At 40.3% G+C, this 13293-nt stretch carries 16 protein-coding genes; 8 read left to right on the plus strand and 8 right to left on the minus strand.

All coding sequences use genetic code 11. The features are described from left to right. The first annotated feature begins 25 nt into the window (after window positions 1-25). Together CSV70_RS11890 and CSV70_RS11895 are read left to right on the plus strand one after the other, a co-directional pair. Window positions 26-307, plus strand: coding sequence for a GNAT family N-acetyltransferase (locus CSV70_RS11890; protein ID WP_085133586.1), 282 nt, complete (start codon window positions 26-28; stop codon window positions 305-307). A gap of 116 nt (window positions 308-423) precedes the next feature. Beyond that, window positions 424-897 carry a DUF4064 domain-containing protein gene (locus tag CSV70_RS11895; protein WP_085131928.1) on the plus strand — a complete coding sequence of 158 codons (474 nt, stop codon included), beginning with the start codon at window positions 424-426 and terminating at the stop codon, window positions 895-897. A gap of 188 nt (window positions 898-1085) precedes the next feature. Here the strand turns inward: CSV70_RS11895 and CSV70_RS11900 are convergent, their stop codons facing one another. Further along, complete coding sequence (locus CSV70_RS11900; RefSeq protein WP_085131927.1) at window positions 1086-1583, minus strand: GNAT family N-acetyltransferase; 498 nt, start codon at window positions 1581-1583, stop codon at window positions 1086-1088. Between the two features lie 268 nt (window positions 1584-1851). Here CSV70_RS11900 and CSV70_RS11905 point away from each other — a divergent pair, with 268 nt between their 5' ends. The 4 genes from CSV70_RS11905 to CSV70_RS11920 all read left to right on the plus strand — a co-directional run bounded on the left by CSV70_RS11905 (window position 1852) and on the right by CSV70_RS11920 (window position 4348). Beyond that, the gene (locus CSV70_RS11905; protein WP_232319232.1) at window positions 1852-2244 is read left to right on the plus strand and encodes a hypothetical protein; all 393 of its coding nucleotides are present in this window, start codon (window positions 1852-1854) and stop codon (window positions 2242-2244) included. A 169-nt stretch (window positions 2245-2413) separates the two neighbouring features. After that, the gene (locus CSV70_RS11910) at window positions 2414-3196 is read left to right on the plus strand and encodes a helix-turn-helix transcriptional regulator (protein ID WP_158232279.1); all 783 of its coding nucleotides are present in this window, start codon (window positions 2414-2416) and stop codon (window positions 3194-3196) included. 57 nt (window positions 3197-3253) lie between these two features. After that, window positions 3254-4036, plus strand: a complete 783-nt coding sequence (gene yidC, locus CSV70_RS11915) for a membrane protein insertase YidC (RefSeq protein ID WP_085131924.1) — start codon at window positions 3254-3256, stop codon at window positions 4034-4036. A 63-nt stretch (window positions 4037-4099) separates the two neighbouring features. Continuing rightward, window positions 4100-4348 (plus strand): hypothetical protein, encoded by a 249-nt coding sequence (locus CSV70_RS11920; RefSeq protein ID WP_085131923.1) that lies wholly within the window; start codon window positions 4100-4102, stop codon window positions 4346-4348. A 39-nt stretch (window positions 4349-4387) separates the two neighbouring features. Here CSV70_RS11920 and CSV70_RS11925 read toward each other — a convergent pair whose 3' ends face one another. Further along, window positions 4388-5548 carry an MFS transporter gene (locus CSV70_RS11925; protein WP_099629195.1) on the minus strand — a complete coding sequence of 387 codons (1161 nt, stop codon included), beginning with the start codon at window positions 5546-5548 and terminating at the stop codon, window positions 4388-4390. A 172-nt stretch (window positions 5549-5720) separates the two neighbouring features. On the opposite strand from CSV70_RS11925, the gene CSV70_RS11930 reads away from it, so the two are divergent. Continuing rightward, complete coding sequence (locus CSV70_RS11930; RefSeq protein ID WP_099629196.1) at window positions 5721-6671, plus strand: M15 family metallopeptidase; 951 nt, start codon at window positions 5721-5723, stop codon at window positions 6669-6671. Window positions 6672-6716: 45 nt separating this feature from the next. Here CSV70_RS11930 and cls read toward each other — a convergent pair whose 3' ends face one another. The 5 genes from cls to CSV70_RS11955 all read right to left on the minus strand — a co-directional run bounded on the left by cls (window position 6717) and on the right by CSV70_RS11955 (window position 12743). Beyond that, window positions 6717-8168 carry a cardiolipin synthase gene (gene cls / locus CSV70_RS11935; RefSeq protein WP_085131920.1) on the minus strand — a complete coding sequence of 484 codons (1452 nt, stop codon included), beginning with the start codon at window positions 8166-8168 and terminating at the stop codon, window positions 6717-6719. Window positions 8169-8267: 99 nt separating this feature from the next. Beyond that, window positions 8268-9443 carry an MFS transporter gene (locus CSV70_RS11940; protein ID WP_085131919.1) on the minus strand — a complete coding sequence of 392 codons (1176 nt, stop codon included), beginning with the start codon at window positions 9441-9443 and terminating at the stop codon, window positions 8268-8270. A gap of 322 nt (window positions 9444-9765) precedes the next feature. Continuing rightward, window positions 9766-12171: a heavy metal translocating P-type ATPase gene (locus CSV70_RS11945; RefSeq protein WP_099629197.1), complete on the minus strand. Its 2406-nt coding sequence runs from the start codon at window positions 12169-12171 to the stop codon at window positions 9766-9768. A gap of 20 nt (window positions 12172-12191) precedes the next feature. After that, window positions 12192-12401 carry a copper chaperone CopZ gene (copZ, locus tag CSV70_RS11950; protein ID WP_085131917.1) on the minus strand — a complete coding sequence of 70 codons (210 nt, stop codon included), beginning with the start codon at window positions 12399-12401 and terminating at the stop codon, window positions 12192-12194. A 12-nt stretch (window positions 12402-12413) separates the two neighbouring features. Continuing rightward, on the minus strand, window positions 12414-12743 hold the full coding sequence (locus CSV70_RS11955) for a metal-sensitive transcriptional regulator (protein ID WP_099629198.1): 330 nt from the start codon (window positions 12741-12743) through the stop codon (window positions 12414-12416). Between the two features lie 231 nt (window positions 12744-12974). Here CSV70_RS11955 and CSV70_RS16525 point away from each other — a divergent pair, with 231 nt between their 5' ends. Beyond that, window positions 12975-13124: an Lmo0850 family protein gene (locus CSV70_RS16525; RefSeq protein ID WP_156890545.1), complete on the plus strand. Its 150-nt coding sequence runs from the start codon at window positions 12975-12977 to the stop codon at window positions 13122-13124. Window positions 13125-13199: 75 nt separating this feature from the next. Here the strand turns inward: CSV70_RS16525 and CSV70_RS16930 are convergent. Beyond that, window positions 13200-13293 (minus strand): IS3 family transposase (locus CSV70_RS16930; protein WP_369802589.1); only part of this gene is annotated, 94 nt, incomplete at its 5' end.

Raw genomic sequence — 13293 nt, forward strand, 5'->3', positions numbered from 1 at the left:
TAAAGACAACGAACAGCGTGAAGGAATGGATTTTGAGCTTGCGGAGCTAGGCGGTACGAAGTATGCGTATCAGTATAAAGTGGCCGGTGATGTAAAAGCAGAAATCGAATGGACTGAAGAAAACGGTGTCATGACGATGACACATACCTATACAGACGATTCATTGCGTGGTCAAGGTGTTGCCAAGAAATTACTTGACCAAGCTGCTGATAATGCACGTGAAAAAGGATTGAAGATGAAAGCGGTCTGTTCATACGTAGTGAATGCGTTCGACCGAAGTGATGAATATAACGACGTAAAAGCATAAGTTGTATTTTGGAATGGCTACGCGATAGATGTTCCGCATCATTTTTTTGAAACTTTTCTCATTTCATTGCGTATAAATAATAAGGAAACAAACTAGCAGAAAAAGGATGATGTGGAATGATTAATCGTACAGCAGAGCGCGTACTCGGTATCATATCAGCTGTTTTATTGACACTGAGTGTTTTAGGTGCTGCATTAGTAGCATTCATTTGGAATATGGCAAGCACGGATCCAACCTTCATGGATGAATTCCGCGGAGAAATTGTGAGTGAGGGAGTATTAAATACTGAAGAAGTGGATATGTTCATGTCGTTTATGGGCTCTTTTTCTACTATTATATGGGTTTTGGTTGCTGTAGCATTCATAGGCTTGGTATTGAATATTATCGGTCTGGTAAAAGTCTGGAATAATAAGAGTCCAAAAACAGCCGGTATATTATTCATCATCGCAGGTTTACTAGGTGGGTTTCTATCGTTACCATCCATCTTGCTCTACATTGCGGCAATCCTGTGCTTCACAAAGAAGCCTCCAATGACAACAGGACCTTCACCTGATGAATACGTCTCCACTCAATCTAACTGGATGAACTAAATACTTACTGACACGTAAAGACCCTTTTCTTTTAGAAAAGGGTCTTTAGTATACGTTCTGGTAGTCGCACTGGACTCAAAGAAAACACGCTAGTTTATCGTAAGTAAATGGCGACCAAACTCAATAGAAAGCGTCCGCTTGCGATAGTATTCAACGGCGTCTACCTATTTAACACATCTACACTTTGGTTACGTATGTGCAGGTTGCGTGATAGGCAATGAATAATGAAGAATATTTACGGAAATGCCTTCAAATAACTCAGGGAACGACTCAACGAAATTAAATCCTTGTTTCGCATAAAAATCTTGAAGTGCTATATCATTTTGATCGACATACACATCAACATTTACAGCTTCCTGTAACGTTCCTAGTGCTTCTTTTAACAATGCTTCCTCGTATCCGCTATTCAAATACTCAGGAAGCATGTGCAGGGCCGTCAATTCACTCTCACCATCCACATCAATCGGGGTATAACTTAAATACCCGATAGAATGCCCTTGCTCGTCTATCGCGAGCAAAACCATCGTCTTTTCCAATTGCTTTTTTAGCATTAAATCAGAATACGTACGTTCAATATATTCTTCGATCACTTCTTCAGGTATATGTTGTTGAAATGTATGTTGCCAAGACGTATGAGCAATTTGTTGAACATCTGGAATGTCTTCTACTGTCATTTTACGAATCATAGTGATCTCACCTCTAGTTATCTTTCTACATAGTATAACAAATTAGGCTTTGCAAAACTACTATGCGATAAAACGGTAACGACTACTAAACTAAAAACTATAACCTATACGTCAAATATGAACAACATCATAAAAAGACATTTACATCCTAAGTTTACAATTGCTAAGTAACTAACCAAGCTGTAGACGTTTGAAAGTAAGAGTGCGGGGTATATTAAGCAGTAGGTAGAAAATCACCACAATTACATTACGACGGAGGATGGTAAATATGGCTAAAAAATCAAATGGGTTATTATTTGCAACACTTGCAGCAGGAGCTTACGCTTTCTTTAGTAAAAAGGAAAATCGTGATAAGGCAATGGAAACTGTAGGTGTTTTGAAGGGAAAAGTAGACACATTTGTGAACAACAATAAATTAGTTGACCAAGCAACTGAAAAAGTTGGACATTCTGATCCGACAGATTTAAGAGATAATAACATGGTATCTGAGGGAGCTCAGACAAGTGTTCATTATTACAACCAAGAAGTACAAGATCCAGATAAAAATGCTGCAAAAAAAGATGGCCTTTACAAGAAAAATGAAGATACGAGCGATAATAAGCCACTATATAATAAAGATGAATCAACTAAGCAAGCGGAAAAAGACAATAAATCTAACTAAATTTAATCACATTAAAATACTAAAAGCGCCCATTTTTAAAGGGCGCTTTAATACATATATAGCGTTAACCACATAAGGGGTAGATAATATTGGGGTATGAGGTAAAATAATGTACATATAGTAATATATCTTGCGTAGTCATATATATAAGATGAGTGGGGTGAAACTCATGACGGGCAAGGAAACAGAAGTATCTAAGTTGGATTTGATCAGTGTTATTGAGAAAGAGGGAAATACAGATACAGCAAAATTATTTTTTCGTTTAGAAAAAGAATTTCTTACACATGTCTTCAATTTGGAGAAAGACGAAGCACGTTCCAAGCTTAGGGAAATTGAAAAAATTTTGTATGAGTATAAACCTACACATTCATTTGAAGTTGTAAAATATTATTTGATTATCCTCTCTTCCGTTATGACAAGACAATTACAAAAAGAATCTATATTTACTGAAGAAAATGCCTTTATATTTAATACGGCTTGTATAAAAATGATCGAAGCCAATCTCCATAGAGGAAACGTAGTAGAAATTGGAGACGAATTAGTCGAGTTCTTTTGTTACGTCCTCAAAGGGAAAATAAAACCTTCCCTGTCGCATGATACGGTCAATGAAGTGATTCAGTACATAAATGAAAATGTTGAAAATCAATTAATCGTTGAAGAAATTGCAAAATATTTCAATGTAAGTACTAGTCATCTTTCTCGCATATTCCGAGAACATACATCTGTTACGTTAGTAGAATATATTACAATCCGTAAAATAGAAGATATCCAGTTTTATTTACGATTCTCTGATATAAAAATAGCGGAAATTGCAGAGAGATTTCATTTTTGTAATCAAAGTTATTTCACCCGTGTCTTTAAAAAGTATACTGGGCTAACGCCGCGACGCTTTCGGATGGACTTGGATAGAAATTACTTTCAATTTACATTAAAAAAAGGTGATTCGCTGTAAATTTACTGCTGTTTGCTGTATACTTTTCTTTAGTTTGAGATAGCGTAGGTGAAACCATTGAAGAAGAGAATAGGGCTCGTAAGTTTATTAGCAATTACTGCTGTGTTTTTAAGTGGTTGTTCTGGTGTGGAAAACAAAACAGGTATCTTCTACAGTACATTTGTTAGACCGATGGATTGGCTACTCCATTATCTAGGGGAAGCTTTCAATGGAAATTATGGTTTTGCGATCGTACTAATTACTGTAGCGATTCGGGTAGTATTGATGCCGTTGATGTTAAAGAACTATAAATCTCAACAAGAGATGAAAGTAAAGATGGATGGACTACGACCGGAAATGGAAGATATCCAAAAGCGTATGAAAGCATCTAAGGAATCTGGGGATAAAGAAGAGCAAATGAAGCTTCAGCAGGAAATGATGGGACTGTATTCTAAGCATGGAGTCAATCCATTAAATATGGGTTGTTTACCACTTGTGATTCAAATGCCAATCATCATGGGCTTATACTTTGCTATACTTTACGCTCCACCTGAAGTGAAAAATCATGAATTCTTATGGTTTAAACTAGGTGAACCGGATATTATTATGATGTTAGTAGCCGGAGCTGTCTACTTTGTCCAAGCGCGCGTGTCATTGTGGACGATGCCTGAACAGCAACAAAAACAAATGAAGTTATTCATTTACATGTCACCTATTATGATTATGTTCATTTCGTATACTGTAATGGCTGCATTGCCACTATATTGGGCAGTCGGAGGATTACTGTTAATCTTCCAAACGTATCTTGGGCGTAAATTTTACTTTAAACATGTTGAACCACCAGTTGCGGAAGAAAAGTAAGGTACTTAGAAAGCTGGTGCATACCAGCTTTTTTTGTTGCCAACAATGGAGAGGAAGAGTCGCATGAAATTGAAATGGATCATGGGCTTGGCAATTACAGCATCTGCTGCCGCAGCACTGTATTTTATCATCAAGTTAAATTTGGAATTCGCCATTTTGTTCATGCTAATCATGTTTACCTTTACCAATGCCGCGCGAACCATTATGTATAGAAATCAAGGTCTGATGCGTGAGGCGAAATGGATGCTTTGGATGGCATTATTTTTCGGATTAGGTTCACTTGGAACATTAGCGTACGTCTTACTATTTTAACAAAAGGAAAGGCCGCAATTAATTCAGCGGCCTTTCCTTTTATTCAATTACACGAGAAATACGCTGCTTTGTCGCGAAAGTTAAAATTAATGCACCCATGGAACAAACCGCCATACTTAGGAATGCCAAGCGAGGTGACTGGTCATACAAATATCCAGCGGGGAAAGTAAGAATCGCAATACTGAGACTTAACGCTACTGCCGCGTAGACACCTTGCGCAGAAGCGATGAGATGATTTGGTACATTCTTCGATATGTATTGAATGAATGCAAAATGTGCCATGCCAAATGAAACAGAGTGGAGAACCTGCGTGGCAATAAATACACTAGTTATAGGAAAGAGGAAGATGGCAATCCAACGAATGGTAGAACCGGTTGCGGCTAATAAGAAAATAGTCGATGTCTTGACTTTAGCAAGCGAACGATCTGCCTGCGTGAAAAATATGATTTCAAACAGCACTGCGATATTGAGAATCAGCCCGATATAAAACCCGTTGATTCCCATATCATCCAAAAAGATAAAACCATAATTATAATAAGAGGCATGCGAACCTTGCAGTAAAACCGCAATACATAGCACGATTACAAACGATTTATTGGCAAACAAAGCCTGCAATTGGCCTTTTTGTACTGCTGTATTTGCAACGGGATGGCGTTGTAATACACCCGGGGCAGGTTGAAAAGAAAATATCAAGCCTATACCAAGGCCGATGATCATCATATACAAAATGGCGTGTACATTCCAGATTGCTGTTACCGTACCAATCAAGAGCAATGCGATAGTGTAGCCGATTGAACCGAATGAGCGACTCTTGCCATAATGGATTCGTTCATGTTGCATCAATAATGATGCACCACTTTCAACGCTTGGTAGGATAATAGGATAGATGGAGCTGAATAATACCGTCAATCCGAATAAGATTGCAAAAGGACTTTCCGGAAGATAAGCAAGCGTGAGAATGAAGGACAAAAAAATAGTCCAACGTATAACACGCAGGAGTGACATATTTCGTGTAGCGTACGGAAATAGAAAGAACGTGGAAAAAGACCTAGCGATCATACCAACACCCATCATGACGCTAGCCTGTGTTACTGATAGACCTTTTGCTGAAGTCAGCCAGCCAGTCCAATAAGGTAAAAAGATACCCCATGTAAAGAAAAATATGAAAAAGCTCATCGAGAGCCAACGTTGATTATTCACATGTATGACCTCACAATAATAGCTGAATCTAAAGTTATGTAAATACTAGCATAGACAGACGAAAAAGAAAAATGGTGATACACTAGAATACGTGGTTTGAAACAGAGCATAATTTGTATAAAAAAGAGAGTGGTAATTTGATAAGCGATTTAGAAAGAAAGCAGGGTATAGCATGAGAAATAAAAACGATGAATTTTCCTCTAGAAAGCGTAGGCGGAAAAACAGATGGGTAGATGGGGGGATCATTCTACTCTTTATTATCCTAACTAGTAGCGTGGTATGGATAGGGACGAACGGATGGAGTATAAAAGAGGCGGTTGACAGTATTCAAAATGGGTCGGAACCAACAGCAGACTTTCTCGAAATAGAAGAGCCTGCGGATTCAGAAAGTAACGATATGACAGGAAGTAGCAAAGAAAACACATCTTCATCAGACGTGCCGAGTGAAGCAATTCTTCGAGAGGTAGAAGAACCAATAACTGAAGAGGAACCGGATGAAGGGGAAGTCCGAGAAGAAAACTCTAAAGGGAAAGCAGTGCCGCAAAATCCAGTAAAACCTTCCAATCCCACTGGCTATATAACAGGACAGATATTACCTAAAGAACCGAAACGTATTAAAGGTGTATTGCTTGCCAATAAACAATATCCTTTACCGAAGGACTATGCACCGGGAGAAAGCGCAGAAGCGAGAGAAGCATTCAATGAATTAGCAGCAGCAGCCGTTACATCGGGCATAAATCTGCAGGCCTTCAGTACGTATCGTTCGTATGATTATCAAGTCACTTTATACAACCGTTACGTGGAAAGAGACGGACAAGAGGCAGCTGATCGTTATAGTGCGCGTCCTGGCTATTCGGAGCATCAGACAGGGCTTGCGTTTGATATCGGTGAAGTCAATCATGAAAAACATTGGGCGTCGAATTCATTCGGTGATACAGAAGCGGCTAAGTGGCTTGCTGCCAATGCCCATCAATACGGATTTATTCTCCGCTATCCTGAAGGAAAAGAAGAAATTACCGGTTACATGCATGAATCTTGGCATTATCGATATGTTGGAAAAGATAAAGCGGAACAAATATTTAAACGGAGTATCACTTTAGAGGAGTATTTAGGTATACGATAAAAAACAGCTGATAGAAGATCATGATCTTCTGCCAGCTGTTTTTGTTTATAAAATAGGGGAAAGTAAGCGAGAGATGGATTCCTTTACTTTAATCAATCGCTCACGCTCCAAATAAGCATCTAGTGTCAGCTCGGTTGAATTTTGAATATCTTCCTCAAAAATCTCTGCTAATTCATGTGATTTTTCTCGATCATAAATGAATGCATTCACTTCGAAGTTCAAGCGGAAACTACGGACGTCTATATTTGCTGTTCCAACTGACGACACTTGATCATCCACTACGATTTGCTTGGCATGGATGAAACCATTTTCATAAATATATATTCTTGCTCCAGCTTTTAATAAAATACCGACATTCGAATAGGTAGCCCAGTAAACAAACATATGATCCGGCTTATTAGGAATCATAATTCGGACGTCTACGCCAGACAGACACGCGATCCGAAGTGCATCAAGCATACTTGTATCAGGAATAAAATAAGGCGTCTGAATATAGATGTAATCTTTGGCCAGAAATATCATTTTCAAGTAGCCATCTTTAATATCTTCCCACTCCGAATCAGGTCCGCTAGACACAATCTGCAAGCCGACATCTCCTTTACGAGGAATCGCCGGGAAAAATCGTTCATTGTATTGGATGTTCGTTTTAGGAGAAGCTTGATTCCAATCGAGTATAAAGCGCGTTTGTAATGGATGAACTGCACTTCCCTCGATTCGGAGATGGGTATCGCGCCAGTAACCGAATTTCTTGCTGAGACCCAAATATTCATCCCCGACGTTAAATCCACCGATATAACCAATTCGCCCGTCGATAATGACGATCTTCCGATGATTCCGGTAATTTAAACGAGGATTGATCAATGGTAGCAAGGCGGGGAAGAACGCTGCCACCTCACCACCGCTTTCAATCAATTCATGAAAATTCTTCACATGCAATCCACGTGAACCAATATCATCAAACAGCATCCGTATTTTCACACCTGATTTCGCTTTATTGATTAGAATCTCTTCAATCTGCTTTCCTATTCCATCTAGTCGAAAAATATAATACTGAATATGGATGTGATCACGAGCGTTTTCTAAGTCTTCAATTAAAGCGTCGAATTTATCGCGACCATCCGTATATACTTGCACATCATTATCTTGTGTTAGTACGGAATGATTATTACGCAAATGCAAATAAATCATATCGTCATATTCTTCTGTATCAGTCTTTAGAAACTCAAACGTTTCATTTTCTATGGCCTCGAGTTGATAATTAATTAGCTTTTCAATACCAATTTTACTTCTACCTTCCCAGCGGAATAAGTGCTTTTGACGCAATTGGCGACCGAGTAGTAAATAGATAATGAAACCTAAAATTGGAATAAAGAATAGTACGAGGAGCCATGCCCAAGTACTTGTAGGATCTCGGCGCTCTAAAAATATCAAAGCAATCGCGAGAAATATGTTAATAATCAACGTGCTTGTGATAATCAAACTAATAACTTGCGTCATATGCTTCCTCCCGTAGGATATATACTATTCCTTTAGTATAACGGAGTTGCGAATAAATAGCCTATTAATAAAATAAAGTGAAGCTTTTTCCTTTTTATATTAAACAATTGGATCTTCTGTGTTTCGCAAAGAGCGAGTAGATTTCCGGAAAATAAATACGAGTCCTATAGATAGTAGCGCTATGATAGCAGAAATGAAGTACATATTTCCTGCTTGCATTGTGAATATCCACGTAAATAACAACGGCCCAATAATCCGCCCCATATTATCCATCGAGTATGAGAGACCTGCCGCAGTACCGTACATACCGCCTGATTCTTTCGTTGTAAGAGATACGAGTACTGTTCGAACAAGTGCGTTACCGGCGGTGAATACGCTCATCGCAAAACCTGCCCAAAGCAAACTTGTGGAAAATGGAATGAGTATTAGACCAATTGCCGTAACGACTTGCGCAACGATGATCCATGAAGTTTCCGTTCCGTTTTTCACACGTCGTACCACGCCGCCTTGAATAGCTGCATCTACTAAACCGCTAGCCATAAACAAATAGCCTAGTTGCAATGGTGTGATTTGAATCTTATCTATTTGGAAGAGTTGGAATGTTGCTTCCACACCGGCAAGTAAAAAAGTAATAATGAATGAAGTGATAAATAGATAACGAATACGATACGTCCATAACACAGAGGCGCCTTTAGGAATAATCGCCCGTTTATTTCCTTCGCTATGACGTGTAGGCTCTCTCAGAATAATCATAGCGTACACTGCTAATAATAACGTTAAAGTACCCGAAACGATGAATGGTAATTGCAAATGAACGTCACCAAGAATACCACCAATCGCTGGTCCGAAAATAAAGCCAAGACCGATTGACATGCCGAGCAGGCCCATATATTTATTACGATTCTCCTCGGTTGTGAGATCAGCAACGAAACCTGTTACGGCTGTATACAGTGCACCTGAGAAAATACCACCCACTACACGTGAAATATAGAGCAATACAATATGGTGCATGAATGCCGCAAATAAAAAGAAACTGACGCTAAAGCCAAGCAGTCCGATCATAATCAGTTTCTTTCTACCAGTGCGGTCAGACAGCGCACCCCATAAAGGTGCAGTGAAAAATGAAGACAAGGCATAAACCGTCAACAAACCACCGACGTGCACTTGCGAAAAGCCTTCGGCGAGTATAACTTCAGGTAAAATAGGGATAATGATGCCGAAGCCAAGATAAACGAAGAACTGGACGGACATTAATAATAAGATCGTTTTCTTCATATGTAACCCGCTTTCTGAATGAATAGTTTCTTTCTTATCGTACGATGAATAGGAGTAGTATTCAAGTAGCAGTGAAGGGATGGAAGCTCAAGTTGGCGGACGCTTTCCCATGGGCTCTCGGTGAGCCAACCAGGTCGCGAGGTCCCTTGTGGTTGTCTCACCGCGGACCCATAAGACACGCGTCCCCTCCGAAACGCAAATCCCCAACCCAACAACCTTGCCAGCCTATCTATTTAGCTTATTTAATCCTCCACTTTAGAAGCGAAAAAGACTACCCCAGAAAATCGCATGTTACGACTTCTAGGGTAGCCTAATACTTTTCTTAATGCAATTTCACACGCTGTAAACGTAAAGCGTTCAATACGACAGATACCGAACTAAACGCCATCGCCGCACCGGCTAACCAAGGTGCTAACAGACCGGCCGCTGCAATAGGAATACCAATCGAGTTATATGCCAACGCCCAGAACAAGTTTTGCTTAATATTCCGGACCGTCAATTCGCTCATTTTCAGCGTATCTACTACACGCAACAAATCGCCATGCATGAGTGTGACGTCAGCCGCATCCATCGCGACCGCTGTTCCAGTACCCATCGCCATCCCAATATCAGCTACCGCAAGAGCGGGCGCATCGTTAATACCATCACCGACCATAGCTACGCGCTTTCCTTCGGCTTGCAAAGAGCGGATGACTTCTGCTTTACGCTCTGGCAACACACCTGCGATGACATGATCGATGCCCGCGGTATTTGCAATCGCTTGCGCCGTCATATGTTGATCTCCTGTTAACGTGATGACATCGAGGTTCATCGCACGCAGCTCAGCAATTGCTTGCTTCGATGTATCTTTAATCGTATCTGCAACCGCGATGATTGCTTCGTGTACTCCATCCACTGCCATGAACATGACGGTTTTGCCGTCACCTTCCATTTGTTCTACAGAAGCAATCGTAGAATCAAAATCCACATCATGGTGAGAAAGCAGATTCTTTGTTCCGAGTAAAATGTTTTGTCCGTCAATTAAGGTTTGAATTCCGTAACCTGGAATTGCTTCAAATGACTCAACAATGGGCAGCGTAGAAATCTGCTGCAATCCATAAGACGTAATGGCTTTTGCAACGGGGTGCTCAGAGTCACTTTCGGCTGCTGCAGCAAGTGAAAGCAAAGACATGCGCTGTTTTTCATTGCGAACATGGAAATCTGTTAATTCTGGATGACCTTTTGTGATTGTCCCCGTCTTGTCCAAAACAATGGTATCGATCAAACGAGTTTGTTCCATTGCTTCAGCAGTTTTAAACAATACACCTTCTTCGGCTGCCCGTCCCGAGCCTGCCATGATGGAAGTAGGGGTAGCTAGACCAAGTGCGCATGGACACGCAATGACTAGAACTGCAATCAAGCTTGTTAAAGAAGCTTCGAAATCACCAGGTGCGACTACGAAATACCAGATGAGGAACGTAATTATCGCAATCCCGACGACGATAGGCACAAACACACCGGAAATCCGATCAGCTAGTCTCTGGATCGGCGCTTTTGAACCTTGTGCTTCCTCTACGACGCGAATGATATTGGAAATCATCGTGTCTTTACCGACATTCGATGCTTTTATCCGTAATGAACCATTGGCGTTTACGGTGGCGGCAAACACTTCATTACCTTGTTGTTTGTCTACAGGTAAGCTTTCACCCGTTAGCATGGATTCATCCACTGCAGAAGATCCAGATAGCACCACTCCGTCTACAGGAACAGAAGCTCCCGGTCGAATGACTAGAATATCTCCGTGCGCTACTTCGTGGATGGGTATTTCCACCGTTTCGCCGTCGCGCTCTAGAATGGCCACTTGCGGTTGCAACTTCATGAGATTTTTGATTGCATCTGAAGACCGACCTTTTGCACGTGCCTCGAATAATTTACCTAATAAAATCAATGTAATCAAAACTGCGCTTGTTTCGAAATATAAGCCGTGAGTCAGTGCGTCACCGATCAACACAAGGTAGACCGAATAGAAATAGGCAGCAGATGTACCGAGAACAACGAGTACGTCCATATTGGCACCACCGTTACGTAATGCTGCATAAGCACCTTTATAGAACGTGGCACCAATCCAAAACTGAACAGGTGTTGCTAATACCCACTGGAAATAAGGATTCATGAAAATTGCTGGCACATACATCCAAGAAGTGAAGGAAAAGTGTGCAAACATGGTCCACAAGAGTGGTAATGAAAGGATTGAAGAAATAATTAGCTTGCGCGTTTTTTCATCAATATCTTTCTGTCGATAATCTGTTTGATGATCTGATTCTTCTGTACGAGGTGATGCTTCATAACCAATTTTTTTGATCTTCTGCAAAATGTCTGCCAATTCCAAAGCGGCTGGATCGTAGCTTATATGCGCGGTTTCAAGTGCTAAGTTAACGGTGGCGGATCGAATGCCGGGCATTCGAGACAATACTTTTTCAATTCGCGCGGAACAAGCAGCACACGTCATACCGCTAATATTGAGGTTCACTTCTTCCGTCAGTACGTCGTAACCTAGCTTTCTAATTCGGTCTTCCACTTCAGTTAATCCGATTTGGTTGGAATCAAATGTAACAGCCGCTTTTTCCGTAGCGAAATTGACAGTAGCCGTCGATACGCCTTCCATTCGTTGCAACCCTTTTTCAATCCGGTTAGCACAAGCGGCACACGTCATACCTATTATAGCAATTTCTTTTTTTTGCTCACTCATAGTGCTGGTCACCTTTCTTGTCACGCTTCGACGTCATAACCTTGATCTTCAATGGCATCTTTCATTTTTTCAACGGTTACAAGAGAATCGTCAAACTGCACAGTTACGCTATTCGCTTTTAAATCAACCAAGGCACGTTCTACTCCCGATAATTCCGTTAATGCACCTTCTACTGCTTGTACGCAATGATTACATGTCATACCTTTTACGTTCAATGTAGTTGTATTCATCTATAATTCCTCCTATTTTCTAATTAATTTAGCTATAGTTTTCGTCAGTTCGTCTAAGACTTCTTCGTCGCCTTCAGCCAATCGATTTTTGACGCAACCTTTTAAGTGTCCGTCCAACAAAACATTTGCCACGCTGTTTAAAGCAGATTGTGTAGCGGATAGTTGAGTAATAACATCATCACAATAAACATCGCGCTCTATCATACCTTTAATGCCTCGTATCTGACCTTCTATGCGGTTAAGACGATGAGTCAAGTTCGTCTTAATTTCTTCCGGATGATGACTCTTGCGGCAAGAATTTTCTACTTCATCTAGAGAAGGTTCTTCAGGAAGTAACGTCACTCCATATCCACCACCTTTCGTATATATTCATTCTAATATACGTATAGGGGGTATGTCAAAATATCCATTTTTACATATTAGGGTTTAATATTGGCAAAAAAGGTGAAAATGTAACAGAAATGAAAGATTTAAAAGGTGGTTAGCGTGGTATAATAAGAGCAATAAGAAATTTTAAAAATATAGAACTTCATGAGCGATCAAACGTCTATATAACTGACTAGGAAGGTTGAGGTGGAAGAAGTGGCTAAAGAAATGGATTTCAAGAAAATTATTTCTAATTTGGCGAAGCTTGGTGTTTCCGCAAAACTCACAAAATCCAGAAGTGATATGTTGCAAGCATTGACGCCTGCCGTACAAGCACCACCCGTTCAAGCTAACTAAATAAGAGACCATACGAAAAGCTCACCCCCTAATATATAAAATGTACCCTTTGTAAAGGACAATTATAAAAAAAGCCTAAGCTGCTTGTTGAAGCTGTCGTCTGTATTCTGCAGGCGGCAGCTTTTTCAAGTTCCACTGCCCGCGATAATGGTTATAGTACGTCATATAA

It is taken from the genome of Sporosarcina sp. P25, from assembly GCF_002743235.1.
Classification (GTDB): Bacteria; Bacillota; Bacilli; order Bacillales_A; family Planococcaceae; genus Sporosarcina; species Sporosarcina ureae_B.

What these genes read in the sequence shown, in the direction of transcription:
- CSV70_RS11890 (WP_085133586.1), top strand. Translation starts at nt 26, where the DNA reads ATGGATTTTGAGCTTGCGGAGCTAGGCGGTACGAAGTATGCGTATCAG.
- CSV70_RS11895 (WP_085131928.1), top strand. Translation starts at nt 424, where the DNA reads ATGATTAATCGTACAGCAGAGCGCGTACTCGGTATCATATCAGCTGTT.
- CSV70_RS11900 (WP_085131927.1), bottom strand. Translation starts at nt 1,583, where the DNA reads ATGATTCGTAAAATGACAGTAGAAGACATTCCAGATGTTCAACAAATT.
- CSV70_RS11905 (WP_232319232.1), top strand. Translation starts at nt 1,852, where the DNA reads ATGGCTAAAAAATCAAATGGGTTATTATTTGCAACACTTGCAGCAGGA.
- CSV70_RS11910 (WP_158232279.1), top strand. Translation starts at nt 2,414, where the DNA reads ATGACGGGCAAGGAAACAGAAGTATCTAAGTTGGATTTGATCAGTGTT.
- CSV70_RS11920 (WP_085131923.1), top strand. Translation starts at nt 4,100, where the DNA reads ATGAAATTGAAATGGATCATGGGCTTGGCAATTACAGCATCTGCTGCC.
- CSV70_RS11930 (WP_099629196.1), top strand. Translation starts at nt 5,721, where the DNA reads ATGAGAAATAAAAACGATGAATTTTCCTCTAGAAAGCGTAGGCGGAAA.
- cls (WP_085131920.1), bottom strand. Translation starts at nt 8,168, where the DNA reads ATGACGCAAGTTATTAGTTTGATTATCACAAGCACGTTGATTATTAAC.
- CSV70_RS11940 (WP_085131919.1), bottom strand. Translation starts at nt 9,443, where the DNA reads ATGAAGAAAACGATCTTATTATTAATGTCCGTCCAGTTCTTCGTTTAT.
- CSV70_RS11945 (WP_099629197.1), bottom strand. Translation starts at nt 12,171, where the DNA reads ATGAGTGAGCAAAAAAAAGAAATTGCTATAATAGGTATGACGTGTGCC.
- copZ (WP_085131917.1), bottom strand. Translation starts at nt 12,401, where the DNA reads ATGAATACAACTACATTGAACGTAAAAGGTATGACATGTAATCATTGC.